At 59.0% G+C, this 25,346-nt stretch carries 27 protein-coding genes and 5 tRNA genes; 18 read left to right on the top strand and 14 right to left on the bottom strand.

From position 1 onward, the window contains the following. Positions 1-116: 116 nt before the first annotated feature. Complete coding sequence (locus EKA13_RS07895) at positions 117-347, bottom strand: PP0621 family protein (RefSeq protein WP_065758832.1); 231 nt, start codon at positions 345-347, stop codon at positions 117-119. Positions 348-438: 91 nt separating this feature from the next. Then, positions 439-1,455, bottom strand: a complete 1,017-nt coding sequence (locus EKA13_RS07890) for an outer membrane protein assembly factor BamD (RefSeq protein ID WP_065758831.1) — start codon at positions 1,453-1,455, stop codon at positions 439-441. A gap of 150 nt (positions 1,456-1,605) precedes the next feature. Here EKA13_RS07890 and rluD point away from each other — a divergent pair, with 150 nt between their 5' ends. From rluD to EKA13_RS07855, 7 genes are all read left to right on the top strand, one after another. Continuing rightward, the gene (rluD, locus tag EKA13_RS07885; protein ID WP_065758836.1) at positions 1,606-2,568 is read left to right on the top strand and encodes a 23S rRNA pseudouridine(1911/1915/1917) synthase RluD; all 963 of its coding nucleotides are present in this window, start codon (positions 1,606-1,608) and stop codon (positions 2,566-2,568) included. Further along, positions 2,565-3,305: a peptidoglycan editing factor PgeF gene (gene pgeF / locus EKA13_RS07880; protein ID WP_065758830.1), complete on the top strand. Its 741-nt coding sequence runs from the start codon at positions 2,565-2,567 to the stop codon at positions 3,303-3,305. The genes rluD and pgeF overlap by 4 nt, the downstream gene beginning before the upstream one ends. A gap of 125 nt (positions 3,306-3,430) precedes the next feature. Further along, positions 3,431-5,995, top strand: coding sequence for an ATP-dependent chaperone ClpB (gene clpB / locus EKA13_RS07875; RefSeq protein ID WP_065758829.1), 2,565 nt, complete (start codon positions 3,431-3,433; stop codon positions 5,993-5,995). Positions 5,996-6,290: 295 nt separating this feature from the next. Then, a tRNA-Asn gene (locus EKA13_RS07870) sits at positions 6,291-6,366 on the top strand. A 4-nt stretch (positions 6,367-6,370) separates the two neighbouring features. Further along, a tRNA-Pro gene (locus tag EKA13_RS07865) sits at positions 6,371-6,447 on the top strand. 6 nt (positions 6,448-6,453) lie between these two features. Continuing rightward, a tRNA-Lys gene (locus EKA13_RS07860) sits at positions 6,454-6,529 on the top strand. A gap of 97 nt (positions 6,530-6,626) precedes the next feature. Next, a tRNA-Pro gene (locus EKA13_RS07855) sits at positions 6,627-6,703 on the top strand. Positions 6,704-6,909: 206 nt separating this feature from the next. On the opposite strand, the gene EKA13_RS07850 is transcribed toward EKA13_RS07855, so the two are convergent. The 3 genes from EKA13_RS07850 to EKA13_RS07840 all read right to left on the bottom strand — a co-directional run bounded on the left by EKA13_RS07850 (position 6,910) and on the right by EKA13_RS07840 (position 9,261). Next, positions 6,910-8,205, bottom strand: a complete 1,296-nt coding sequence (locus EKA13_RS07850; RefSeq protein ID WP_065758828.1) for an NAD(P)/FAD-dependent oxidoreductase — start codon at positions 8,203-8,205, stop codon at positions 6,910-6,912. Between the two features lie 84 nt (positions 8,206-8,289). Further along, positions 8,290-8,463: a DUF3094 family protein gene (locus EKA13_RS07845; RefSeq protein ID WP_065758827.1), complete on the bottom strand. Its 174-nt coding sequence runs from the start codon at positions 8,461-8,463 to the stop codon at positions 8,290-8,292. Between the two features lie 168 nt (positions 8,464-8,631). After that, positions 8,632-9,261, bottom strand: coding sequence for a DUF1780 domain-containing protein (locus EKA13_RS07840; protein ID WP_065758826.1), 630 nt, complete (start codon positions 9,259-9,261; stop codon positions 8,632-8,634). Positions 9,262-9,450: 189 nt separating this feature from the next. Here EKA13_RS07840 and EKA13_RS07835 point away from each other — a divergent pair, with 189 nt between their 5' ends. Further along, positions 9,451-10,140, top strand: coding sequence for an energy-coupling factor ABC transporter permease (locus EKA13_RS07835; protein WP_065758825.1), 690 nt, complete (start codon positions 9,451-9,453; stop codon positions 10,138-10,140). Here the strand turns inward: EKA13_RS07835 and yacG are convergent. From yacG to EKA13_RS07815, 4 genes are read right to left on the bottom strand one after another with little or no spacing between them, the layout of a single operon-like run. Continuing rightward, positions 10,137-10,340, bottom strand: a complete 204-nt coding sequence (gene yacG / locus EKA13_RS07830; RefSeq protein ID WP_065758824.1) for a DNA gyrase inhibitor YacG — start codon at positions 10,338-10,340, stop codon at positions 10,137-10,139. The two genes, EKA13_RS07835 and yacG, sit on opposite strands and share 4 nt — an antisense overlap. Continuing rightward, complete coding sequence (gene coaE / locus EKA13_RS07825) at positions 10,337-10,960, bottom strand: dephospho-CoA kinase (RefSeq protein ID WP_065758823.1); 624 nt, start codon at positions 10,958-10,960, stop codon at positions 10,337-10,339. Before coaE ends, yacG begins: the two co-directional genes overlap by 4 nt. Further along, the gene (locus EKA13_RS07820; RefSeq protein ID WP_065758822.1) at positions 10,957-11,826 is read right to left on the bottom strand and encodes a prepilin peptidase; all 870 of its coding nucleotides are present in this window, start codon (positions 11,824-11,826) and stop codon (positions 10,957-10,959) included. Before EKA13_RS07820 ends, coaE begins: the two co-directional genes overlap by 4 nt. A gap of 2 nt (positions 11,827-11,828) precedes the next feature. Beyond that, entirely contained in the window at positions 11,829-12,992 is a 1,164-nt protein-coding gene (locus EKA13_RS07815; protein WP_083199766.1) for a type II secretion system F family protein, read from the bottom strand. Positions 12,993-13,204: 212 nt separating this feature from the next. Here EKA13_RS07815 and EKA13_RS07810 point away from each other — a divergent pair, with 212 nt between their 5' ends. From EKA13_RS07810 to EKA13_RS07770, 8 genes are all read left to right on the top strand, one after another. Next, on the top strand, positions 13,205-13,615 hold the full coding sequence (locus EKA13_RS07810) for a pilin (protein ID WP_065758820.1): 411 nt from the start codon (positions 13,205-13,207) through the stop codon (positions 13,613-13,615). 82 nt (positions 13,616-13,697) lie between these two features. Further along, positions 13,698-13,773, top strand: a tRNA-Thr gene (locus EKA13_RS07805). Between the two features lie 538 nt (positions 13,774-14,311). Then, on the top strand, positions 14,312-14,848 hold the full coding sequence (locus EKA13_RS07795; RefSeq protein WP_065758819.1) for a hypothetical protein: 537 nt from the start codon (positions 14,312-14,314) through the stop codon (positions 14,846-14,848). Then, positions 14,845-15,189, top strand: a complete 345-nt coding sequence (locus tag EKA13_RS07790; protein WP_083199765.1) for a hypothetical protein — start codon at positions 14,845-14,847, stop codon at positions 15,187-15,189. The genes EKA13_RS07795 and EKA13_RS07790 overlap by 4 nt, the downstream gene beginning before the upstream one ends. Positions 15,190-15,313: 124 nt before the next feature. Beyond that, a complete protein-coding gene (locus tag EKA13_RS07785; protein WP_125862919.1) occupies positions 15,314-15,937 on the top strand; it encodes a hypothetical protein in 624 nt (207 codons plus the stop codon). 60 nt (positions 15,938-15,997) lie between these two features. Beyond that, the gene (locus EKA13_RS07780; protein ID WP_065758817.1) at positions 15,998-16,309 is read left to right on the top strand and encodes a ParE family toxin-like protein; all 312 of its coding nucleotides are present in this window, start codon (positions 15,998-16,000) and stop codon (positions 16,307-16,309) included. After that, positions 16,306-16,812, top strand: a complete 507-nt coding sequence (locus EKA13_RS07775) for a glycine-rich domain-containing protein (protein ID WP_065758816.1) — start codon at positions 16,306-16,308, stop codon at positions 16,810-16,812. The genes EKA13_RS07780 and EKA13_RS07775 overlap by 4 nt, the downstream gene beginning before the upstream one ends. A gap of 807 nt (positions 16,813-17,619) precedes the next feature. After that, positions 17,620-18,234 (top strand): hypothetical protein, encoded by a 615-nt coding sequence (locus EKA13_RS07770; protein WP_065758815.1) that lies wholly within the window; start codon positions 17,620-17,622, stop codon positions 18,232-18,234. Positions 18,235-18,340: 106 nt separating this feature from the next. Here EKA13_RS07770 and EKA13_RS07765 read toward each other — a convergent pair whose 3' ends face one another. From EKA13_RS07765 to EKA13_RS07750, 4 genes are all read right to left on the bottom strand, one after another. Beyond that, the gene (locus EKA13_RS07765; RefSeq protein WP_065758814.1) at positions 18,341-19,207 is read right to left on the bottom strand and encodes an isocitrate lyase/PEP mutase family protein; all 867 of its coding nucleotides are present in this window, start codon (positions 19,205-19,207) and stop codon (positions 18,341-18,343) included. A gap of 211 nt (positions 19,208-19,418) precedes the next feature. Beyond that, positions 19,419-19,721: a hypothetical protein gene (locus EKA13_RS07760; RefSeq protein ID WP_065758813.1), complete on the bottom strand. Its 303-nt coding sequence runs from the start codon at positions 19,719-19,721 to the stop codon at positions 19,419-19,421. A 65-nt stretch (positions 19,722-19,786) separates the two neighbouring features. After that, complete coding sequence (locus tag EKA13_RS07755) at positions 19,787-20,491, bottom strand: helix-turn-helix transcriptional regulator (protein ID WP_065758812.1); 705 nt, start codon at positions 20,489-20,491, stop codon at positions 19,787-19,789. 126 nt (positions 20,492-20,617) lie between these two features. After that, positions 20,618-21,658 (bottom strand): DMT family transporter, encoded by a 1,041-nt coding sequence (locus EKA13_RS07750; RefSeq protein ID WP_065758811.1) that lies wholly within the window; start codon positions 21,656-21,658, stop codon positions 20,618-20,620. Positions 21,659-21,762: 104 nt separating this feature from the next. On the opposite strand from EKA13_RS07750, the gene chrA reads away from it, so the two are divergent. After that, positions 21,763-23,127 carry a chromate efflux transporter gene (gene chrA / locus EKA13_RS07745; RefSeq protein ID WP_065758810.1) on the top strand — a complete coding sequence of 455 codons (1,365 nt, stop codon included), beginning with the start codon at positions 21,763-21,765 and terminating at the stop codon, positions 23,125-23,127. Here the strand turns inward: chrA and EKA13_RS07740 are convergent. Further along, a complete protein-coding gene (locus tag EKA13_RS07740) occupies positions 23,110-24,705 on the bottom strand; it encodes a sensor domain-containing diguanylate cyclase (RefSeq protein ID WP_065758809.1) in 1,596 nt (531 codons plus the stop codon). The genes chrA and EKA13_RS07740 overlap by 18 nt on opposite strands. A gap of 210 nt (positions 24,706-24,915) precedes the next feature. Between EKA13_RS07740 and EKA13_RS07735 the strand changes: the two genes are divergently transcribed. Further along, on the top strand, positions 24,916-25,254 hold the full coding sequence (locus EKA13_RS07735) for a hypothetical protein (RefSeq protein WP_065758808.1): 339 nt from the start codon (positions 24,916-24,918) through the stop codon (positions 25,252-25,254). Positions 25,255-25,346: the final 92 nt, after the last annotated feature.

Here is a 25,346-nt window from a genome sequence, read left to right as displayed (position 1 = left end):
TGTTGTTGGGGCGGGCCCCAATCATTGATCCGAGCCCGTATGCCCCGGCGGGTCGCATATAAAACAACAGCTGTTCGAGTAGCCCGCGACGCTGGAAAGGCCAGCGTCAGCGGGACTTAGCGATCCGCTACCGGCCCTTTTTCCAGGTGCGCGGAGCTGCAGTACCACTCGTTGCCCCGGCGCAAGGCGCGATCGTTCGGCACGTGGACGCCACAGTGCGCACAGCGAACCATTTTCAGGGTGTTCTCAGGTGAGGCATCGCGAGGGGCGGCGTTGCCGGCCTTGAATTTGCGCCATAGCCAAAAAGCTGCAGCAATCAGGGCAATCCAGAAAAGTAAGCGAACCATGATGTCCAGCGTGTCAGTGATTAAGCCACCAGTTTAACGGCGGGCATAAAAAAAGGGAGGCCTTGGCCTCCCTTTATCTTTTTCGTGACGATCAGTCGAAAACACCGAAGGTCATGCGGCTGAACCACGAGCGATCGGTGCTGCTGTCTTCTGCCTCGTGATTCTCTTCCTCGGCAGCCGCGCCTTCTTTGGGCAGCAATTCTTCCGGGATGGCTTCCTTGGCGTCTTCGTACTGGCGGATCACGTCCTGGTTGGCACGGGTTTCACCCGGCGGCAGCGGCGTATCGGTTTCGATCAGGCCCAGGGTTGCCTTGGACAGCCAGGAGCGGTTATCGGCTTCTTCCTGCTGTGGCACGAACTGGCCATCAACCAGGCTTGGGTGATCGGGGTAGTTGAGCTTGAGGGTGTCCAGGCTGCTGGCTGCCAGTTCGTCCAGGTGCAGGCGCTGGTAGGCCTCAACCATGACGGCCAGGCCATCGCCGACCGATGGGGTTTCCTGGAAGTTTTCCACGACGTAACGGCCGCGGTTGGCCGCTGCGACGTAGGCCTGACGGGTCAGGTAGTAGTCGGCCACGTGGATTTCATAGGCCGCCAGCAGGTTGCGCAGGTAGATCATGCGCTGCTTGGCGTCTGGCGAATAACGGCTGTTCGGGAAGCGGTTGGTCAGCTGGGCGAACTCGTTGTACGAGTCGCGGGCAGCGCCCGGGTCACGCTTGGTCATGTCCAGCGGCAGGAACCGCGCCAGCAGGCCGCGGTCCTGGTCGAACGAGGTCAGGCCCTTGAGGTAGTAGGCGTAATCGACGTTCGGGTGCTGTGGATGCAAACGAATGAAGCGCTCGGCAGCGGACTTGGCAGCCTCTGGCTCGGCGTTCTTGTAGTTCGCGTAGATCAGTTCGAGCTGCGCCTGGTCGGCGTAGCGGCCGAACGGGTAGCGCGACTCCAACGCCTTGAGCTTGGCGGTGGCGCTGGTGTAGCTATGGTTGTCCAGGTCGCTCTGCGCCTGCTGATAAAGCTCGGCTTCGCTGAGGTTTTCGTCTACGACTTCCTTCGAAGAACAAGCAGCAGTGAGTCCTAGGATGGCGATCAGCAGCAGGTGTTTCACTTGCATGGCGGCTTGCGTCCCTTTGACGGCTGCTGTCTTGGGCGAGGCCGTCCTGTTATGATGAACACCCCGTTGCAATACCCGGGGCAAAAAGAAGCCGTATTTAACCACAAGCCTGCAGCCGAAACCAAAGGCTGTACCGCCGCCGATCCGAGCATGTCTGAGATTATTTCACTTCGCGCAGAGGTGCCGTCCGAATTGGGCGGTCAACGCCTCGACCAAGTCGCCGCCCAATTGTTTGCCGAGCATTCGCGCTCGCGCCTGTCCGCCTGGATCAAAGAGGGCCGCCTGACTGTCGATGGCAGTGTCCTGCGCCCGCGCGATATTGTTCATGGCGGTTCGTTGCTGGCGCTGGACGCCGAGCAGGAAGCCCAAGGTGAGTGGGTGGCCCAGGATATCGAGCTGGACATCGTCTATGAAGACGACCAGCTTATGGTCATCAACAAGCCTGCCGGGCTGGTTGTGCACCCGGCTGCCGGGCATGCCGATGGCACCCTGCTCAATGCCTTGTTGCACCACGTACCTGACATCGTCAACGTACCGCGTGCCGGTATCGTCCACCGTCTGGACAAGGACACCACCGGTTTGATGGTGGTGGCCAAGACCATTCAGGCGCAGACCCAACTGGTTAGCCAACTGCAAAGCCGTACCGTCAGCCGTATCTACGAATGCATCGTGGTGGGCGTGGTGACTGCAGGTGGCAAGATCAACGCACCGATTGGCCGTCATGGCACCCAGCGTCAGCGTATGGGCGTGATGGAAGGTGGCAAGCCTGCTATCAGCCACTACCGCGTGCTCGAGCGTTTCCGCTCGCATACCCATGTGCGGGTCAAGCTGGAAACCGGCCGTACCCACCAGATTCGGGTTCACATGGCGCACGTTAACTTCCCGCTGGTCGGTGATCCGGTCTATGGCGGGCGTTTCCGTATTCCGCCGGCGGCCAGCCCGACGATGGTCGAGGCGATCAAGAATTTCCCTCGTCAGGCCCTGCATGCACGCTTCCTGGAGCTGGACCACCCGGTGACCGGTGAGCGCATGAGCTGGGAGTCGCCGTTGCCGGATGATTTCGTCTGGCTGCTGTCGCTGCTCAAGCAAGACCGCGAGGCATTCGTCGGATGAGTCGGCTGGCGTGCGACCTGCTGACCCCGGACTGGCCTGCGCCAGCCTCGGTCAAGGCGTGCGTCACCACACGTGCCGGGGGCGTCAGCCAGGCGCCTTACGACAGCCTCAATCTGGGCGATCATGTGGGTGATGAGCCCGCAGCGGTCGCCGAGAACCGTTGGCGCCTTACCGCTGAGTACGCTATCCAGCCGGCCTGGCTCAAACAGGTACATGGCGTTGTAGTGGCGCACGCCGACCCGCATGTCATCGCTGAAGCCGATGCCAGCTGGACCGAAACCCCGGGCGTGGCCTGCACCGTGATGACGGCCGACTGTTTGCCGGCATTGTTCTGCGACCGTGCCGGTACACGGGTCGCGGCCGCCCATGCGGGCTGGCGCGGTTTGGCCAACGGCGTGCTCGAAGCCACGCTGGACAGCCTGCAGGTTGATCCGCACGACGTGCTCGTCTGGCTGGGGCCGGCCATCGGCCCAGCGGCCTTCGAGGTCGGGGCCGAGGTGCGTGAGGCGTTCATGGCCACGCATCCAGAAACGGCTCAGGCCTTTGTGCCTGGCGACAAGCCTGGCAAATACATGGCCGACATCTATGCGCTGGCGCGGCTGCGCCTGGCCGCTCGAGGTGTCACCGCGGTATACGGTGGCGGTTTTTGTACCGTCAGCGACCCTCGCTTCTTCTCCTACCGGCGTAATCCCGGTACTGGCCGCTTCGCTTCATTGGTCTGGCTCACGCCACGCTGATCTGCATCAAGCCCGCTACGCTTGAATCTTTCAGAATGATCCCAAACTACAGTGGTATCTCTGGCAGGTTTTTCTTCATCAGGTGTGTCCATCGCTCCGACCTGCCCTAACTAGGAAGGTAACTTATGCGTATTGACCGTTTGACCAGCAAGCTACAGCTGGCGTTATCCGATTCCCAATCTCTGGCGGTGGGCATGGACCACCCGGCCATTGAGCCTGCGCATCTGCTTCAGGCGCTGATCGACCAGCAGGGTGGCTCTATCAAGCCGTTGCTGATGCAGGTCGGCTTTGACGTCAACAGCCTGCGCAAGGCTATTGCCAAAGAGCTCGACCAACTGCCGAAGATCCAGAACCCTACGGGCGACGTGAACATGTCCCAGGACTTGGCGCGTCTGCTCAACCAGGCCGACCGCCTGGCTCAGCAGAAGGGTGACCAGTTCATCTCCAGTGAGCTGGTGTTGCTCGCGGCCATGGACGAGAACAGCAAACTGGGCAAGCTCCTGCTCGGCCAGGGCGTCACCAAGAAGGCTCTGGAAAACGCCATCAGCAACCTGCGTGGCGGCGAAGCCGTGAATGACCCGAATGCCGAAGAGTCTCGTCAGGCCTTGGACAAGTACACCATTGACCTGACCAAGCGTGCCGAAGAGGGCAAGCTTGACCCGGTAATCGGTCGGGATGACGAGATCCGTCGCACCATTCAGGTACTCCAGCGGCGTACCAAGAACAACCCGGTGCTCATTGGTGAGCCAGGTGTGGGTAAAACGGCCATTGCCGAAGGCCTGGCGCAGCGCATCATCAATGGCGAAGTGCCGGATGGCCTCAAGGGCAAGCGCCTGCTGTCGTTGGACATGGGCGCCTTGATTGCGGGCGCCAAGTTCCGCGGCGAGTTCGAAGAGCGCCTCAAGTCGCTGCTCAACGAGCTGTCCAAGCAGGAAGGCCAGATCATCCTGTTCATCGACGAACTGCACACCATGGTTGGCGCCGGCAAGGGCGAGGGCTCCATGGACGCCGGCAACATGCTCAAGCCCGCGCTGGCGCGTGGTGAGCTGCACTGCGTAGGCGCAACCACCCTCAACGAGTACCGTCAGTACATTGAGAAGGACGCGGCCCTGGAGCGGCGGTTCCAGAAAGTACTGGTGGATGAGCCGAGCGAAGAAGACACCATTGCCATTCTGCGGGGCCTCAAAGAACGTTATGAGGTTCACCACAAGGTGGCGATCACTGACGGCGCCATCATCGCTGCGGCCAAGCTCAGCCACCGCTATATCACTGACCGGCAGTTGCCGGACAAGGCCATCGACCTGATCGATGAAGCCGCCAGCCGCATCCGTATGGAGATCGACTCCAAGCCCGAGGTGCTTGACCGCCTTGAGCGTCGCTTGATCCAGCTGAAGGTCGAGTCCCAGGCGTTGAGCAAGGAAAAGGACGAAGCCGCCCTCAAGCGCCTGGAGAAACTGCAAGAGGAAATCGAGCGCCTTGAGCGTGAGTATTCCGACCTGGAAGAAGTCTGGACCTCGGAAAAGGCCGAGGTACAAGGTTCAGCCCAGATCCAGCAGAAGATCGAGCAGTCCCGTCAGGAACTGGAAGCTGCGCGGCGTAAAGGTGACCTGAGCCGCATGGCTGAGTTGCAGTACGGCGTGATCCCGGATCTGGAGCGCAGCCTGCAGATGGTCGACCAGCACGGCAAGGCTGAGAACCAGTTGCTGCGCAACAAGGTCACCGAGGAGGAAATTGCCGAAGTCGTCTCGAAATGGACCGGCATCCCGGTTTCGAAAATGCTCGAAGGCGAGCGTGAGAAACTGCTGAAGATGGAAAGCCTGCTGCACGAACGCGTGATCGGCCAGGAAGAGGCCGTGGTGGCAGTGTCCAACGCCGTACGTCGCTCCCGTGCCGGCCTGTCCGACCCGAACCGGCCAAGTGGTTCGTTCCTGTTCCTGGGCCCAACCGGTGTCGGTAAGACCGAGCTGTGCAAGGCATTGGCCGAGTTCCTCTTCGATACTGAAGAGGCGATGGTGCGCATTGATATGTCCGAGTTCATGGAGAAGCACTCCGTCGCTCGTCTGATTGGTGCGCCACCGGGCTATGTCGGTTATGAAGAGGGCGGTTACCTCACCGAAGCGGTACGTCGCAAGCCTTACTCGGTCGTGTTGCTCGACGAGGTCGAGAAGGCGCATCCGGACGTGTTCAACGTATTGCTGCAGGTGCTGGAAGATGGTCGCCTGACTGACAGCCATGGGCGTACCGTGGACTTTCGCAATACCGTGATCGTGATGACCTCCAACCTGGGCTCGGCACAGATCCAGGAGCTGGTGGGTGATCGTGAGGCCCAACGTGCGGCGGTGATGGATGCGGTCGGTTCACACTTCCGGCCAGAGTTCGTCAACCGTATCGACGAAGTGGTGGTGTTTGAGCCATTGGGGCGCGAGCAGATAGCCGGCATCACGCAGATCCAGCTTGGACGCCTGCGCAGCCGCCTGGCCGAACGCGAACTGAGCCTGGAGCTCAGCCCGGAAGCGCTGGACAAGCTGATTGCCGTTGGTTACGACCCGGTGTATGGCGCACGGCCACTGAAACGCGCCATTCAGCGCTGGATCGAAAACCCGCTGGCGCAGCTGATTCTGTCGGGGCACTTCCTGCCTGGCAGCGCGATCACCGCGAAAGTGGAGGGCGAGGAAATTACCTTCGCCTGAGTTTTCTGAGGGTTACGCTAAGGCCTCGATTTTCGAGGCCTTTTTTTTCTTTGCAATTTTTCTCCAGTGCTTGTAAAGTGCGCCCCGCTGTAAGTCACCCCGCAGATTCTTGGTTGGTTTGAAGAATCTGAGAAAACTGAAAAAAAGTTGCAAATCAGTAATTTGGGGGTTGACAGAGGTTTTGGAAATTGTAAAATAGCGCGCCTCAGAGACATGAACGTAGCGATACGGAAGCGTCAAAGAGTTCGAAGCGGTAGAGATACAGTTTTCGAAATTGCAGTAGCTGAAATGTAGTTCCGCGATAGCTCAGTCGGTAGAGCAAATGACTGTTAATCATTGGGTCCCTGGTTCGAGTCCAGGTCGCGGAGCCAATTTCGGGGTGTAGCGCAGTCCGGTAGCGCGCCTGCTTTGGGAGCAGGATGTCAGGAGTTCGAATCCCCTCACCCCGACCATTTTCAGGGTCGTTAGCTCAGTTGGTAGAGCAGTTGGCTTTTAACCAATTGGTCGTAGGTTCGAATCCTACACGACCCACCATTTTCGAGTCTGACCCGTCAGGCTCGAATCTTAAAAGGCATGACACCGTATGTGTCATGTAACGAAAAGAAGGTGCTGAAAGGCATCATCTTTTTACCGGGGTGTAGCGCAGTCCGGTAGCGCGCCTGCTTTGGGAGCAGGATGTCAGGAGTTCGAATCCCCTCACCCCGACCATACATGTAAAGAAGGCGCCCCTAAAAAGGCGCCTTTTTTCGTTTCTGTGTCCCTTCCCCGTGTGAGCTTTCTACAGCTCCTGCCGTTTGTTCCGCTATCAAAAGCGTTGAGCCTGAAAAGCTGCCTCAATCTACGGGCGCTATGTGCCATGCAGCGCAGAGCACCTGTCGGGTGGCCACCTGAGCGACCACCCGACAGGTGTGGCATCAGTGCAGCTTCAAGCGCGGTTCAGTGCCGCGACCGATGCGGCTGCCGAGCATCAGCATCAAGGTGCGGAAGGTGCCGTAGAGCGCCATCTGGTGCATGCGGTACAACGAGACGTAGAACATCCGCGCCAACCAGCCTTCAAGCATGACGCTGCCCGTCAGGTTGCCCATCAGGTTACCCACTGCCGAGAAGCTGGACAGCGACACCAGCGAGCCGTAATCACGGTAGGCATAGGTCGGCAAGGGCTTGCCTTCCAGGCGAGCCTTGAGCCCCTTGGCCAGCAGCGAGGCCTGCTGGTGAGCGGCCTGTGCCCGTGGCGGTACATTGCGGTCGCTGCCAGGTTGTGGGCAGGCGGCGCAATCACCAAAGGCAAAGATGTCGTCATCCAGGGTGGTCTGCAGGGTAGGGCGTACCAGCAATTGGTTGATGCGGTTCGTTTCCAGGCCGTCGATATCTTTCAGGAACGCTGGTGCCCGAATACCAGCTGCCCAGACCTTGAGGCTGGCTTCGATGACCTCGCCAGTGCTGGTCTTGAGCGACTCGGCGGTCACTTCACTGACTGCCGCGTTGGTCATGACCGTCACCCCGAGCTTCTCCAGCGTCTTGTGTACTGGCACGCTGATACGCTCCGGCAGGGCCGGCAGCACACGTGGACCCGCCTCGATCAGGGTGATGTGCATGTCCTGCGGCTTGATCCGGTCCAGGCCATAGGCCGCCAGCTCGTGCGCCGCGTGGTGCAGCTCGGCTGCCAATTCCACCCCGGTAGCCCCCGCGCCAACAATCGCCACGCTGATCTTCTGGTTGGCGCTGTCGCCTGCGTGGGCGCGCAGATAGTGGTTGAGCAACTGCTGGTGGAAGCGCTCGGCTTGTTTGCGGGTGTCGAGGAACAGGCAGTTTTGCGCCGCGCCCAAGGTGCCGAAGTCGTTGGTATTGCTGCCGACGGCAATCACCAGGGTGTCGTAACCCAGGGTGCGCGCCGGCAGCAGCTCACGACCGTCCTCGTCCAGGGTGGCGGCCAGTTGAATCTGCTTGTCGGTACGGTCCAGCCCACTCATGCGCCCGAGCTGAAACTGGAAATGATTCCACTTGGCTTGCGCCACGTAGTTCAGTTCGTCCTCGGACGTGTTGAGCGACCCGGCCGCCACCTCGTGCAACAGCGGTTTCCAGATGTGCGTCAGGTTGGCGTCGACCAGGGTGATTTGGGCTATGCCACGCTTGCCCAGGGTTTTACCCAGGCGGGTCGCCAGTTCCAGGCCGCCAGCGCCGCCGCCGACAATCACGATACGGTGAGTCATGGAGATATCTCATAAGGTTTACGGAATTCGGGGCCTGAGTGATCAGCCGCAGGCGGCGTGCGGCGTGGGCGAGCGCAAGGCAGCTCATAGCACCAGTTGACTCAGGAGGCGGCTGACCAGGCCCAAACCAATCGTCACGGCCAGCACCAGCACAAGGAGCAGCCAAGGCCGGAAAGGCTTGCGCTCGACTTGATGCTGCGGGGCTCGCAGGTAGTGATCGACACGTTGTTGATCTTCGGGGGTCAGACGGCTTGTCATGGGGGCCTCGCCAGATAGACGTTTGTGACTATGGGAACGCTATAGCGTTCACTCTAGTCGCTTGCCAAAGGTCCGTCCGGCGGTAATGAAAGGGTGTTCACAGCGAATGGTTAGGCTTTTTATCACCGGCGTTGATTTTTTGCCATAACGCTTTTGCACGAGGGCGGGTCAGAGGCTGATACCAACGTCAAAGAGAATGCTGCGGCCCAGATTACTGCGCAAAAAGTCTGGGGCATCAGGGTGCGCGAACAGCACACGGGCAAAGGTCGGGCCGACCAGCGACAGCGACCGCCAGCCCTGACGCAGGTACTCGGTGGGGGGCGGGAAATGGCTGTTCAGATCAAGCACCTCCCGTTTCAGGCTGGCAAAGGCAATGATGTCCAGCTCACCTAAGTCGAGGCCGCGCTCCTTGTAGTTGTGCGCTTTTTTCCTAAGCGTTGGCGCCAGGCGCGCCAACAACTCGTGTGCGCTGATACGCCTTGGGCGGGCCTCGCGGCGTACCAACTGGCTCAGTGAGAAAGCACTGCGGCGACGTTGCAACTCTTCGCGCCACTCATCGTTCAGGCGGCGGCCTTCGTCGAGCACGAAGAACACTTCGAAGGCCGCATCACGAAACAGTACATCCGGCGGCTCCTGGCCAGCAGGTGTAAAGTCGTCGTTGCGGTAGGGTATGTTCAGGCCTTGCAGCAGGCGCTGGCAGACCCAACGCTCGCGTTCCCATTTACGAGCATTGGAGAGGAACGCATTGGCCTGCTCGGCCTGAATCGTGAGCAGGCGTAGATAGTCTGAGTCGTCCATGGGTCAAGCTTAGCGCTCAATTGTGATGCTTAAAGAAAAAATCTGTCGAAACAGAGGGTTCGGGGCGTTGGCGCTACTAAAGTGTCATCGCACGACCCTCAATCGCAGCCTCTGAGCATCGGTTGTAGACTTTGCAGCAGCGTGACACTACCCCACAGGTGCTCTCAACATCAAAAGGGCAATGAACGAGTGATAAGTGCTGAAGTTCTTTCCGATACAAGCCTGAGCGTTGGCTGGCTAGCCTACGTCCCGCTGCTGATATGGGCGGTGGCGCGTACGCGCTGGGTTGAACTGTTTGCCGACAGTCGTCGCCAACACCTGTTGTTCGGTACCGTCTTTGCGTTGTTCGCGCTGTGGCTGGTACGACGGGACTTCGACACCGGCGTGTCCTATCACTTTATCGGTATGACCGCGGTAACCCTGTTGCTGGACTGGCCGCTGGCGCTTGTGGGCGGCTTTATCGCGCAGGTGGGCTTGGTGATGCTGGGGCGCCAGGACCTGGCGGCCATGGGTGTCAACGGCCTGTTGTTCATTGGCCTGCCAGTGCTGGTCACCGAGGTGTGCGCGATAGCCGTCGAGCGCGCCCAGCCAAAAAACCTGTTCGTGTATATCTTCTGTTCCGGCTTTTTCGCAGCGGCACTGGCGGCATTGCTCTGCCTGTTGGCGGGCTTGGGCCTGCTATGGCTGGATGGTCGCTTTGTAATGCCGGAATGGCTTGAGGATTTTATCGGCTACCTGTGGCTGATCATTTTCCCCGAGGCCTTCATCAACGGCATGGTGGTCAGCGCATTGGTCGTGTTTTGCCCGGAGTGGCTGGAAACCTTCAACAGGACCCGCTACCTGCAGGCCCCGTGGAAGGATGATGAGCCCAAGCCTTAGTGTTCGCGGTGGTTGAGTTCACCTGAAAACAGCTCATCTTCAGCGTCCGGTGCTACCGGAATCTTGTGCTCTTCGGCGGCCCAGGCGCCCAGGTCGATCAACTTGCAGCGGTCGCTGCAAAAGGGGCGGAAAGGGCTGGCAGCGCTCCATTCGACGGGGGCGCCACAGGTTGGGCATTCTACGGTCAGGGGTTGGCTCATGGTTGGCCTCCACGCAAAGTCAGGTAAAAGTGATGCAGGCGGTCGACCTCCGAATGCAGCCAGCTCAGATCGCGGTCGTTGACCACTACGTCGTGGGCGTGGCGCAGGCGTTCTTCACGGCTGGTCTGGGCCTTGAGAATGGCCTGGACCTGCTCGGGGTTGGTCTGGTCGCGCAACAGCGTGCGCTCGACCTGCAGGGCTTGCGGCGCATCAATCACCAGCAAGCGCTGGGTGCGCTTGAACTGGCCGGACTCGATCATCAAGGGCGAGACGAACACGGCATAAGGTGATTCGGCCTTGGCCAGGTAGCTGAAGATTTCCTGGCCGATCAGCGGGTGCAGCAAAGCCTCCAGCCAGCGGCGTTGCTCCGGGTCGGCGAAGATCAACTGGCGCAGTGCTGCACGGTCCAGTTGGCCATCGGCTTGCAGCACGCCAGGGCCGAAGCGCTCGACAATGCTGGCCAGGGCAGGGCGCCCGGGCTCGACCACCCAGCGTGCTGCTTGATCGGCGTCTACCAGGTGCACACCCAGTTCGACGAAGCGCTGTGCAGCGGCGCTTTTGCCACTGCCAATACCGCCGGTCAGGCCGAGAATCCAGGGGGTGAAGGCAGGTGTTGTCATCGGAATCCAGCAAGCTGCAAATAGGAAGTGGTTATTTGACCACCCCAGAGCAGTGCGATCCAGCCTGCAATTGCCAGATAGGGCCCGAAGGGGATCGGCGTGCTGCTGAGTTTGCCGCTCAGGCGCAACATGATCAGGCCAAGCACGGCACCGATCAACGATGACAGCACCAGCGTCAGGGGCAGGATCTGCCAGCCGCCCCAGGCACCCAGCATGGCCAGTAGCTTGAAGTCGCCGTAACCCATGCCCTCCTTGCCGGTCACCACGCGGAACAACCAATACACCGTCCACAGGCTAAGGTAGCCAGCGATGGCGCCCCAGAACGCGTTTTCCAGCGGTACGAACAACCCAAAGGCGTTGCACACCAACCCCAGCCAGAGCAATGGCAGTACCAGCGCGTCGGGCAACAGCTGATGCTCGATATCGATCAGGCTCAAGGCCAGCAACCCCCAGCTCAGCACCATGAAGGCTGCCGCCTGCAGGGTGAAACCAAAGTGCCAGGCGACAAACCCGGTCAGGGTCGCGCACCCCAGTTCAACCAACGGGTAACGACAACTGATAGGTGTTCGACAGCTTGAGCAGCGCCCCCGTAAAAACAGGTAGCTCAGCAGTGGCACGTTCTCCCAGGCGCGGATGCGGTGCTGGCAATGGGGGCAATGTGAAGCGGGCAGGAACAGGTCGTAGCGCTCAGCTGGCTGTGTCGGCAGCTCAAGGACTTCACGCGCCTCCTCGTGCCATTGCCGTTCCAGCATGATCGGCAAGCGGTGGACCACTACGTTGAGGAAACTACCTACGACCAGCCCCAGCAACAGGGTGGTGCTGAGGTAGACCAGGGGCTGGCTGGCCAGCGTATCCATGAGGTTCATGTTCAGATCACGTCGCCCAACTGAAAGATTGGCAGATACATTGCGATTACCAAGCCCCCCACCAGTACCCCCAGGATCAATACAATCAAGGGCTCCAGCAGGCTGGCCAGGGTATCGAGCATCTGGTCGATGGTCGTTTCATAATGGCTGGCAGTTTTATCGAGCATATCGTCCAACCTGCCGGATGTCTCGCCTACCACGCACAACTGCACCGCAAGGCTGGGAAACAGATGGCTGGCGTTCATGGCTGTACTCAGTGGCAGGCCATTCGCGACCTCTTGGCGAAGCCGATGCACCGCCTGCTCGAACAGCGGATTGCCGCAGGCTGCTGCCACCGAGTTCAACGCTTCGACGAGTGGCACGCCAGCAGAAAAGGAAGTCGCCAGCGTGCGCGCGAAGCGTGCCAAGGCGACCTGTTGCAGCAGAGGGCCAGCCAGTGGCAGCTTCAGCGCATGGTGCAATGCCCACAGCTTGAACGCCGGCTTGCGGCGCCAGGCCCAGTGCCCGGCCAACAGCCCAGCCCCAGCCATCAGCAGCAACCCGCCTATGTGATCGCTCAACCATTGGGACACGCCAATGACCTGGCGCGTAAACAGCGGAAGCTCTGCGCCGAAGCCTGCGAACAGTGACTGGAACTGCGGCACCACCTCAAGCAGCAACACCGCCGACACCCCAAAGCCGACCAGCAGTACCAGTACGGGATAGGTCATGGCCTTTTTCACCCGGGCTTGCAGCGCCTGGCGCTTTTCCTGAAGGTTCGCTACCTGGTCCAGCAGCGTATCCAGGCTGCCCGAGTGCTCACCGACCGCAATCAGGTTGCAGTACAACGCATCGAAACAACGCGGATGCTTACGCAGCGCGTCGGCCAGGCTGCTGCCGGCAGCAATCGCCTGTTTAAGCGCCAGCAGCAGGCGGCGCAGGTGCACGTTACTGCAGCTTTCGGCCAGCATGTCGAAGGCTTGCAGCAGTGCGACGCCGGCCTTGAGCAAGGTCGCCAGTTGCCGGGTAAAACGGGCCAGCTCCGCTGAACTGATGGGGTTGCCGAGGTGCAAGGTGAGCAACTCGGCTACCCGCCCCGATGTGTATCGGGCCTGTGTATCGACTGAACGCCTGTGCGCGTTTCGTCGCAGGCGCTGTGCCCTGGGGCGTGTGATTCTGTTGGTCATCGCGACATCCTTGTTGCGCTGAACAGGTTCAAAATTGGTTACAGCTTGAGCTGCTGTAGGGGGTGTGCGTTCACATCCCAGCCTCTAGAGTAGTCGAGGCCGGATCAGGGATAGCGTCTGGCAGGGTGACAAAAGGTGTCTATTCGGGCCTACTGCGCGGCTGCCGGCAGAGCACCCCGGCAACCGATTCGGTCCAAACAGGGAGAACGTCCATGAACGGGCAGCGTGGCATCACATTAATTGAGCTGATGATCGTCGTGGCGATCATCGGCATCCTGGCGACCATCGCCTTACCCATGTACACCAACCACCAGGCGCGAACCAAGGCCACTGCCGGGCTGGCGGAAATCTCCGCCCTCAAGACCGCCCTCGAAGTGCGCTTGAACCAAGGCGCAGACGTTGCCAACGTCGCCGCCATTGGTGGCCAGGAGCGTACCGCCAACTGCGCGATTACCGCCGTGGGCAGCGCAGTGGCGGGCACCGGCAGCATCGTCTGCAGCCTGCTCGATGCACCAGCACCAGTGCTGGACAAAACCATCAGCCTGACCCGCTCGGCCACCGGCTGGAACTGCACCACCACCGTCGCCAAAGACTACGCCCCCGCCGGTTGCAGCACGCCTTGAGCGGCTGGCAGAACAGGGAGCAATAGCTGTTATTAAACAGTGATTTGCGTAACCGTCGCGGCAGTGGTAGCGTTGCTGTCACGCCGGTGTAGCTCAGTCGGTAGAGCAGCGCACTCGTAACGCGAAGGTCGCAGGTTCGATTCCTGTCTCCGGCACCAGTTCAGGTTTCAGTGAAGGCTACAAAAATCTCTGGAACCCCCGAAAAACCCGCCTTTTGGCGGGTTTTTTCGTTATGGCAGGGACGAAGATGGCGGGCGAGCCCACCTTGTGGCCCTATACCCCCACGATGTGGCATTGCTCGAACAGACTTATGCGATCACGGGGTACTTTGACCTCGTGTTTACCGGTGACGCCCGCTCTTGGGAGCTGATGTCCGAGAACACGGTCAACAGCGCCCTGCGGAATACTCTTCCGTTGCTAATGCCGCCATGGTCTATACCTATCTATCAAAGCGGGTAGCTCTCCATCTAGGCTTCACGTCTCTTACGTTCAACGGCCCCGTTGTTCAATCGACGAATGTCGCATATGGGTCGTTAGCGGCCGGTCGCGACTGACAGCTTTCAACCCTTTTCGGACGTTCCCGCACAAATCGAATAAAGTACAGGGGGTGATCTATTGCCTCGAGGCTTGACTGACTTCCTCTGCAATACCCTGACTGATAGCTGCCCGAAGCTTATCCACCGACAAGGAGTCCCAATGCAATCCCCTGAACTCTCGCTGGCCGGGAAGCTTGATAGCAACCTGACTAAAGGTCTTTGCTTGCTGTTTGGCTGGCTAATCAAAGCCTTAATTTGGCTGTTGGGCCTGTTATCGCTGGGAGGCCAAGCCCCACAGATTTTCGAGTATGGGGAGGGCCTAGCTGACGTCTCATGGGCTGAGTGGGGCTTTATGCTGCTTTTCGCATTGTTGCTTCGGCGGCACATTCGTTACTGTCGGCACTTTGCAATTGGTCTTTGGGGAGGGATAAGCCGATTGCTGACTTTTCAAGGGCGGCTGGTGTGTGTAGGGCTCAGTATTTTCGGCTTTGCTACTGGTGTTGAGCAACAGCTGGGGACTCCGGTTGATCTGTTGAGTACTGTTGCGGACCCTGTCACGGAGCTTACTGCATTGGGTTTAACCCTTCTGGCACTTTATCTAGCGGCCCCTACCGCAACCTCTGAAAACTCGCGGCCAATCACTACTTTACGTGTCGAACCCGCGATCACCACAGTTGAAAAGGAAGTCACCGTTTGAAAGCCTTGAACCTTGCATTTTTCCTGCTGCTTGGCAGCGCTACTACTCCTTATGCCTTGGCTAATGATGATGCAAAGCATCTGATCATCAGTTGCCAGGAACTGCTAAAGATCTATTCAAAGCGCGATGAGCAGCGTCTCGTTGCTGGTCTTACAACCTCAACCTCTGGAGCACTGCGCGCGGGTTACTGCCGTGGTGTGCTCGATGAGTTTCGACGCAGTAGTGATCTCTGCGCTCAGAGCGACTGGTACGCTCAAGCTGCACGCATCGCAGTCTACTCAGAAGACGCAGAGCAACTGCCAGCAGTAGAAACATTGTTGAATCAATCCTGTGCGCTCTAATTTGAACCAGTGGCCTGAGCATACAGAGGTTCTGGAGCGACTGCTTTGCCCGCCGCTATCGGCCCCTCTATCCCAAAAGCAGTACGGGGCTCTTAGAATCGCGCTTAATACGCTGGTTGACGCGTTGGCGAGTAAGACCATAAAGGGGCGCGGGGCGCTGAAAGAAACACTGCCACCACTAATAATGATGGAGCGCAGCAGACCGGATGGGCCTGGAGCTACAGGTAGTCGTGAACGTTGGTACCTGAATCCTGCCGATGAGGTGTTGATCTGGAATGCAATCGTATTGCAGGGCCTGTTCGGTGTGCCAAAAATTGCGATCATGCTCATCAGGGATCGCTCGGAGCGACAGGCTTATGTGGACTGGGCCAGGCAGCTATTCCTAGATCGCCAGTCCGTTGCAGGTCTTGGGCTGTTGCGCCAAGAGATGATCATTCTGCTTGATCGATTAGCCAATGTGGATCTTTCCAAAGAAAAGCTGACCAATCCATTTGCGGATGCATTGCCACAAATGGGACTTGGCCCACACCAAGGTAATCTATTGAAAGCTCTGGCAAGCCAGACAGCTGCGCTGTCGGTGGGTGACAGCATGATGGCGCACTACCTCAACGGTGAGCTGGGGCTGGCCTATGAGAGAGCCAGTAGAGTGGTGACAGATAATGTCCTGCTACTGAAGTACCGCGATCTCATTATCAGCGAATACCAGGACGCGAAGGAATTTGATGATTTGTTGGATTTCCTTCGCTGACCTATTGGTTGTGGAATCCACACACCGAGACTGGCTCCGTCATCACACACGGAGCCAGTCATGCACACCATTCAATCCATTCTCTCCTGCTGCCAACACCAGATCAGCGCCTGTCACCAGGCCAGAGCCCTGGGCATTGATCAAGCTCTTTTATCGGGAACGCCCTTTACCGCTTTGGGCGGCAAGCGCGTGCGCTGTCGTGAAGGTTTGCTGCGCTTCAAGCTCGGCAGTGACTGGCGTTTGCTATATCAAATCACAGCTACCGGCTACGCACCTTGCGCGCTGGTCAGCCGTCAATGTTTCGAGCGTGAGCTGAAGCGAAGGCGAGCTATCAAGGCCTGCAACCTTCAATCACAGGAGAAACACACATGAATGCAATCGTATCGCTGAACAAGCCACTGCTGGCGGCAAACGGCCTAGACATGAGCGTCAGCCGCCTGGACTTCAAGCGTTTGAAGCACAAGTACACCGAATCCTCGGAGGCAGAAATGTCAACGGCTGAATGGGATATGGCCGAAGAGGAGTACCGCCGCTTTCTAACACTAAAGAGCCTCTACCCATCGGTTGCACTGGTGCCCAGCAAGACGGTGGATACCCTCTGGCATGCCCACATATTGGATACTCGCGCCTACCGCGAAGACTGCCAGCAGGTGTTCGGTCGCTTTATTGACCATTACCCCTACTTCGGCATCTACGGCCAGGACGATTACCAAGAGCTGAAGAATGCCTTTGCCCATACAGTCACACTGTATGAAAAGCACTTTGGTGCGTATCCGGGGGGCGGTGACGAGACTCAGGCCATGCGTTGTGGTGACGACCATAAGTGCCATGCACCGACCAGTTGCGCCTGCCGCGTAGAAGGTGCTTGCAAGTAATCCCTATTCAACTCATTTAGGAAACGATGATTATGAGCAAACAACCGAAAAAACCAAGCCGCCCGAGCCCCCAACACACACCTCGTCCGGTAGTTCCTAATCTGCCAAGCACCACAGGCAACAAATCCGGCGGTGATCGCGGCAACTATCCACCAGCGAAATCTAAGTAAGCGCACAGGTATGACAGGCTGTGGGGGATGGCCTTTTCCTCTGCCTGTCATACTTTCACGCGCATCAATCGCGATGGATTATCCTGATATTTGCTCCAAAAGTGGTTGTGGGTGACCGCTTCTGGCCGTGAACTGCCCTCCATGAAGGCAGCTATGGGTAGGTGCCATCCGCGAGAAGCGACTAAGGCTGGCTTTGGGGCATGGGTCGCAGAACCCTTCAGCGCCTTCCATCATCTCGTCAGGGCTTTTTCACGGTGGTTCTCACCCCGGAGATCGGCTGAGGATAATTTTAGAGATAGAGACTTCTAACCTGAAGAATAATACTGATTTAATTCATTCGGTTGAGCATTGATACAATTCCTGTCTCCGGCACCATTCAGCCGTTTCGATCAGCCCCACAGGGCACGAAACACCCAACAAAGCCCGCCCAGTGCGGGCTTTGTTGTTTCTGCTGGTCTCCGGATCGGTGTCCATACGGCTAAGTCATCTACCCAGCCCTGCAAAGCCAATACATGGTGTGTGCCCAGCCTTGCACGCCCGCGAGTACGAAACGCTACATGAAGGGATGCCGGCACAAGCCACATTGATGCCTGTAGGCTTGCAGGAGCAGGATGAATTTTGCGGAGTAGTCAGAACGATGATCGTAGTTGTCGACGGTATCAGCGCCAGCGGGAAAACCACTTGGTGCTCAAAGCATGGAGGGCAATATGTCGTTCCTGAAAATGGACGTTTCAAGGACGAGCCGAATCGACTGCAAGACCCCGTCGGAGCCGCAGCGTTCTGGGCTGAGCGAAACGTAGATCGCTGGCAGGCAGCGCTCGCCACGGAAGCAATGTCTTCGTGGGCTTTGTGCGACAGCGACCCCCTCAAGCTCCACTACATTTGGAGCCTCTGGCAGGTCGGCGAGGCCAGCGAACACGACTGGCGATTGGAGTTGGCGGCTACACGAGAAACGGTAGCCCAAAGGCGGATTGGCTTCGCTGACTGTTACATTGTTGGCAGCATCGATCCGCAGCTCGCGCGCGAACGAGCTAACGCAGACACCACCCGCCGACGGCGTAATTTCGAGCTACACGTGCGCCTCCAAACCGCTCTTTTGAACTGGTACTCAGCCATCGAAAAGGTACTTTTAGGCCGAGTGCAATTCGGTTTTCCTTCAGAAATGCCGGCCTTGAAAAGCCTTGATGGAAGGTATGCGCTAGAGGCTTTTGATCAAATGGTCGCATCGCTCCCACGACCTCATACCGCTTAGTGTTTCAGTGCCTGGCCCAGGCTGCGCTTGTTTAAAGCGCTGCCATAAGCGCGGCGACGATTTTTTCGTGGCGGGCCTGGGTCGAATCTCGCCCCAAGCTGGCGCGTTACTCCTTCACGTTCATGTATTCCCGCGCCCAGGCGATGTAGTCGTTCGGGGCGGTGTACTTGGTTACCAGTTCCGAGGCGTTTAGCGCGTTTTCGACAGGGATGCCGCGCTGCTCGCGAAGGCTGTCGTAGGTGGCTTTGATTGCCGCGAAGTAGGCAGCATGGCCGTCTACCACGATGCGCACGCCCAGTTTGGCCAGGCGGCTGTCGTCGCGCAGTTCCGGGTTGCCGTAGGTGACCAGCATCAGTGGCACGCTCAGGCCTTCTGCGATGGCCTCCAGGTGTTCAAAGTCCTTCACCCCGACCAGGCAGATGCCATCGGCGCCTGCGTCCTGATAGGCGCGGGTGCGGTGGATGACGTCGGTCAGCGGCTGCACACCGGCATGGGTGCGGGCGATGATTGCCAGGGCGCTGTCGTCGCGTACTTCCAGGGCGGCGCGCAGTTTGCCGACGCCTTCCTCGACGCTGATCAGGTCGTAGGACTTGCGGCCGAATTGGGCTGGCAGCAGGGTGTCTTCAAGGGTCAGTGCGGCGACGCCGGAGCGTTCCAGCTCGATGACGGTACGCATGGCATTGAGGGCATTGCCGTAGCCGTGGTCGGCGTCGGCGATCACGGGCAGGCGGGCCACACGGCCGATGCGTGTGGCTTGTTCGGCAAACTCGCTGAGGGTGATCAGGGCGATGTCCGGGGCGGCGAGCACTTGCAGGGACGCGACCGAGCCGCCGAGGATGCCGACTTCAAAACCGAGGTCGGCGGCAATACGCGCCGACAACGGGTCGAACACTGAGGCAGTGTGGTAACAGGCATGGCTGGCAAGCAGGGCACGAAAGGCATTGCGCAGCTCATGGTGACAGGTTTTTTGCATGGTCTGATCCCGTGAGTCGTTGTCTGGTCTTTTACTGTTCACATTTTGCAAGACCTGTACCCGAAGGTTGTAATGCAGATGTTACGGTTGTTGGGGCGGTGTTCCCGGCACTTGAATGGAGGAAACACGCCACTTTCCAGAACTATGATGGCGGAAATCCGCCTATTGCTGCGTAATGGTGCGCCTTAGATGCCAATGTGAGAAGAGGCGATCACTCCGGATGAAAGTGCCCCATGAAGGTAATCGCTTCAATGGCGTGGGCATACGGTGCGAATCTGGCGTCTCCGCGTTCGAAGGCCTGTGCAACGGTGTGTGCGCTCTCAAGGCTGTCCCACTTGGCAAGGTCGACGAAAACCCGGCCTTGAGGGGCAGGGCAGTAGCCGGTGTATTCAATCAAGCCATCAAAGTGCTTCAGGGCTTCGCGAAGCACTACTCGAAGCTCGGGCATCTGCTGTTCAAAACCTTCCTTGACGGTAAAGATCGCGAGTTCAAGTACATGGCTGTTCTGTGTCATAGGGTGCTCTCCAGGTGCAGTAAGAAGAGCGACCAGTGTCACGCAGGCCTACTGACAGCGTACTGTCAGTGCTTCATCGCCGGATGTGCCGCCCATTGCGCGGACTGGAACTGCATGTAGGCGCGCAGGTTCCATTCTGCCCCAAGCTTTTGACCGTCCGTCATGATCTGCAGGTTGTGCATCCGGTCGATCCGGAAGTCTCGGTAGGCCTGCCTGGACACGCACCAGGTGCCCACCGTCCACTTGCCTCCCCAATAGAACAGCCCCAAGGGAAACACCGTCCGGTCCGAAGTTGCCTCGTTCAGGCTGACATAGGAAAAACGTACCGCGCTCGCTTGTTGAATAGCCCGGTTCAGTTCATCCAGGTGGCACTGGTGCGCTGTGGTGGGCCTGACGCGCAGCGCCCGAATGCTGGAGAGCGGGGGCGGTACATCGGCCGATGGCAACGCCGCGGTGATTTTGCTCAGAAGCGTCCTGGCAGAGGTGGCGAGTTCAGTACCCGCGGCAGTGGAGAGCATCTCAACGCCAAGCATCAGCGCATCGAGTTCAGTGCGGGTGAGGGTCAGAGGCGGCAGTTCAAAGCCTTCACGCAGTGAGTACCCCGCGCCAGCAACCCCATAGAGGGGAATGCCACTGACAGACAGGTCATCGATGTACCGATAAATGGTGCGGGCTGAGACGCCAATGCGCTCGGCCAATGCGTCTGCGGTAATGGGTTGATGCACTCGGATCAGGTTGACCACCTGAAACAGTCGATCTGACTTGCGCATGTAGCATCCGGTCCATGGTGTGATCTTGGGCGAGCTTGCCCGGCGCTTTAGTCTCTCAGGTATCGAGTGTCGGGGGTACGCCGATCCTCGCACCCCAGGCGACCCCATCAACAGCCAGGCTCACCCTCAATGCTTGTGCCGGTGATGGATATCGGGAAAGTGCGGGTGGCTGTGTCGGATCGGTGCGTGGTGGTGCAGGTGGTTGTGGGGTTCAGTGCCATCCCATTCGAAGTCGTGTTCATGTTGGTGATGCTCGTCATGGGTATGTCGATGGCTGTGCACCAGCGGTTCATGTTGATGCTCGTGTGCATGGTTCTCGGTCAGGTGTATCCAGACACCCAGCGCCATCAGCGCGGCGGCGATCCAGAACAGCCATGACACCGACTCCCCAAGCATCAGGATCGAGAGGGCCGCGCCCAGAAAGGGCGCTGTTGAGAAATAGGCGCCGGTACGTGCGCTGCCGAGCCCACGCAGGGCCAGTACGAACAACACCAGGCTGACGCCATAGCCAAGAAAGCCCACCAGCAAGGTAGGCAGCAGTGTGCTGATTGCCGGCAGTTGGGCGCCGATAGCCAATGCCAGCGTGCAGTTCACCACACCCGCGCTCAAGCCTTTGAGGCCTGCGATGAACACAGCATCGGACGCTGAGACTTTGCGCGTCAGGTTGTTATCAATGGCCCAGCACAGGCAGGCGAACGCCACGGCCAGCGGGCCGGTCCAGTCATGGGCCGATGTGCTTTCCTGAGGCCAGGAGAGTACACAGCCCCCCAGAACGATGACGATCATGCCGAGCACGATTCGACGGTCAGCGTTCTCCTTGAACACGACCCAGGCCAGCAGGGCGGTCAGTACAGACTCCAGATTGAGCATCAGGGAGGCGGTCGCCCCTGAGGTACGTGTCAGGCCGAACATCAGCGCAATCGGCCCAAGCACGCCGCCGAATGCGATGGCGGCGAGCAGCCATGGCCATTCAGGGGCTGTCAGGCCGCTGCTGTGCCAGCCTCGGTCTCGAATGCATCGCACAAGGGTCAGGCCCAGGCCGCTACCCAGGTACAACAGCCCGGCCAACAGCACAGGAGAAAGGCCCACGCCCAGAAACTTGGCCAGTGGTGTGCTGGCGCCAAACAGGGCCGCTGCGGCCAGCGCGTACAAAACACTCACGTTCATTCGGGGGGAGCCTTCCACTTGAGCGGTTCAAGCGTTCATCATACGGCCTCACCCGAATGAATACCTTTACCGGGCCTTAATACGGGCAATCAGGGATCCTCAGTATGACGCACATCGCCCCGAAGGCTGCCGACACCCTAGCCGTACCGCCGCCGGTGAGTTTTTGGCACGCCTTCGTGTTTTGGCTCAAGATGGGCTTTATCAGCTTCGGCGGCCCGGCCGGGCAGATCGCGATCATGCACCAGGAGTTGGTCGAGCAGCGGCGCTGGATTTCCGAGCGTCGGTTCCTGCATGCCCTGAACTACTGCATGTTGCTGCCCGGCCCCGAAGCTCAGCAACTGGCCACCTACATCGGCTGGCTGATGCACCGAACCTGGGGCGGGGTGATTGCCGGCGTACTGTTCGTGCTGCCATCGCTGTTTATCTTGATTGGCCTGTCCTGGGTCTACATCGCCTTTGGTGACGTGCCGGTGGTGGCCGGGTTGTTCTATGGCATCAAGCCTGCCGTGACCGCCATCGTGATCCAGGCGGCTCACCGTATTGGCTCACGGGCACTGAAAAACAGCTGGCTGTGGGCGATTGCTGCGGCGTCGTTTGTCGCGATATTCGCCCTCAATGTACCGTTCCCGTTGATTGTGCTGGGCGCCGCTGTGTTGGGTTACCTGGGCGGTCGTTTTGCGCCGGCCAGGTTCAGTAACAGCGGTGGGCATGCTGCAAGTCGGGCCGCCTATGGCCCCGCGCTGATCGACGATGAAACCCCTACACCCGCACATGCACGTTTCCGCTGGTCGCGTCTGGCGCAACTGTTGGTTGTTGGCGCGGTGCTCTGGGTAGTGCCAATGGGGGTGTTGACGGCGCTGTTTGGCTGGGGCGGTACCTTGACCCAGATGGGCTGGTTTTTCACCAAGGCTGCACTGCTGACCTTTGGTGGTGCCTACGCGGTGCTGCCCTACGTTTATCAAGGCGCGGTCGGCCACTATGGCTGGTTGAGCCCAACGCAGATGATCGATGGCCTGGCGCTGGGTGAGACCACCCCCGGGCCGTTGATCATGGTGGTGGCTTTTGTCGCCTTTGTGGGCGCTTACCTGCAGCAGGCGCTGGGCGGCGAGCACCTGTTCCTGGCCGGCGCGGTTGCCGCGTGCCTGGTCACCTGGTTCACCTTCCTGCCGTCGTTTCTGTTCATTCTGGCGGGTGGCCCGCTGGTGGAGTCGACGCACAACGTGCTGAAGTTCACCGCACCGTTGACCGCCATCACCGCGGCTGTCGTCGGGGTGATCCTCAACCTGGCGCTGTTCTTCGGTTATCACGTGCTCTGGCCCAAAGGCTTCAGCGGTGCGTTCGATGGGGTATCGGCGTTGATCGCAGTGTCGGCCGCAATTGCACTGTTCCGCTTCAAGCGCGGCGTGATACCGGTACTGATGGCGTGTGGGCTGGCCGGGGTGGTCGTGCAGTTACTGCGGCACGCATGACTGAACGGTGCTCTCAACGGCACTCGCGACCACACGGTTGCGGCCCAACTGCTTGGCCTGGTACATCCGGTCGTCCGCCAGCTTCAGGGTTTCGGAGAGCTCTTTGGCATCGTCCGGCCAGTGGGCGACCCCCAGGGAAATCGTGATGTGCCCAACAAGCGCCATGGGTGCTTGTTCAACGGCCACGCGCAGGCGCTCGGCAAAGTTGCCGGCGGCTTCAAGTGAGGTGCCAGGCAGCAGGATCAAAAACTCTTCGCCACCCACGCGACATACGCTGTCCGCTTCGCGCGAATACTTCTGCATGATTTTCGAGAGTTGCACCAGAACCTTGTCGCCAGTGTCATGGCCATAGGTGTCGTTGACCCGCTTGAAGTGATCGATGTCGAGCACCACGACGGAGAAGGCTGTCTGCTCGCTGCGGTAGGTTTCCAGTACTTGGGCCATGGCCCGCCGGTTGAGCAGGCCCGTCAGCGGGTCGGTTTGTGCGTCCTTGTTCAACTTGCCGATCTTGCTTTGCAGCAAGGAGATGCCTAACAGCAAGGCGCGCTTGATCTGGGTTGACTCGAAGTACCAGGATTTTACCGCGCGGATCTTGCCCTGCGCTTCCGGGCTGTCCATGTTCTTGGCGCAGTCGGCCAGTTGCCCCAGCGGCGTCGAGATCAGCCGTGCCAGCCACCAGATAGCAAGCATTCCCAGCAAGCCAACCGGCAGAATGCCCTTGAGCATGTTGATCATCAGTGTGTTCAACGCCAGCAGCGATGTCTCGATCGGCTGCTGAGAAACGATGCCCCAATGCGCCGAGGTAATGGGCGCGTAGCCGGCCAGCATCTCGACATCGGTGGTGTTGATGACCTGGCTTTTTCCGCTTTCGCCACGAATCACGGCATCAATCACCGTGTTGGGGCCGACGGCCTCGCCGATCCGGTTGGGGTCGGGGTGGTAGAGCAGCTTGCGGTTTTCATCGACGACGTAAATGTAGGAGCTGTCGGTGTAGAAGTGGCTGCCCAGCAGGCTGTGCAGCATGCTCTTTTGCTTGAGGTAAATAGTGCCGCCGATAAACCCGAGGTAGACGCCTTGGTCGGAAAAAATCGGATGGGAAATGAACACCACCAAGTTGCCGGCGAACGAGACGAAGGGTTGGCTGATAAAGGGCTTCTGTTCAGTCAGTGCGCGTTGAGCATTCACCGAAGTTAGCGTATTTCCAACGATCTGAATCGTTTCAGGTGAGATGGCAACAACTTTTCCCGTCGCGTCGGCAACGGTTACCGAATTAAAACTGTCGGTTTGGGATTTTAAGCGTTCAACTTCTTCGAATGCCCGGCCCAGCCCATCCGGCTTGCTCATCATGCCCGCACTGTAGGCGAGTTGTTGTTGGGCCGAATGCAGAAACTGATCGGTACTGGCAGCCAGTTTCGCCGCATAAATGCGGTTTGATTCGAGTGTGTTGTCGATCAATTGCTGGCGCTGAACGCGATAACTTGAATAGAGCGCGTTGCCTAGCGTAATAAGTGCAGTCGCAATAGCGAGAAGCAGTATCAAACCACGAAGGTCAATCTTGAAAAGCGACTTGCCACTCATCTAAAACGAACCGATATTTGCATTTGGGCGGGATTATCATACGTCATTTCCTAATCGATTGGCCGTGGCTTTTTGTCTAAGTTGGCTGAGCATTTTTGCAATCTGTGCTTGTACCCATGCACTGTGCGCGCTCATTCTGGGCAGCGCCCGCGCCTGTCAGCAGGTGCGGTGCGGGTCAATATTCCCTGCATTACCCAGGTGGCATATCGCATGAAAGAGGCAACGCAGCACTTGGCACTGTATGTTCGCGCGCTGCACGGCGCAGAAAGTACGGTGTGTGTTCGCGACTACACCGTCAGCTCAAACAGCACCGTGGACGAAGGGCTTGAGGTCAGGGAAGACACCCTGACCGCGACGTTTACCAATGGTGTGGTCATTCGGCGCACCCTTGAACAAGACCGCTTGCCGGTCAGTGCGGACACCTGCCCCGAGTGCTGGATCATCTATGAAGTGCTGGAGTGCCCGGTCGACCAGTTTACGGTTGCACCCGCACACATGACCTTCAATTCGACGTGCCGCGAAACCTGGTGGATGACCTACCACAACTAGTGCCCGCGCGCAGGTGAAGCGCTTTCGCGCAGAGAGCCACGCTTTGCTGTTGCGTGCACCGGGGGCCGCCGGTATGGTTGCGCGGTCACGGT

Source organism: Pseudomonas defluvii, from assembly GCF_001695625.1.
GTDB classification, from domain to species: domain Bacteria; phylum Pseudomonadota; class Gammaproteobacteria; order Pseudomonadales; family Pseudomonadaceae; genus Aquipseudomonas; species Aquipseudomonas defluvii.
This window is presented reverse-complemented; position numbering and strand designations above follow the sequence as displayed.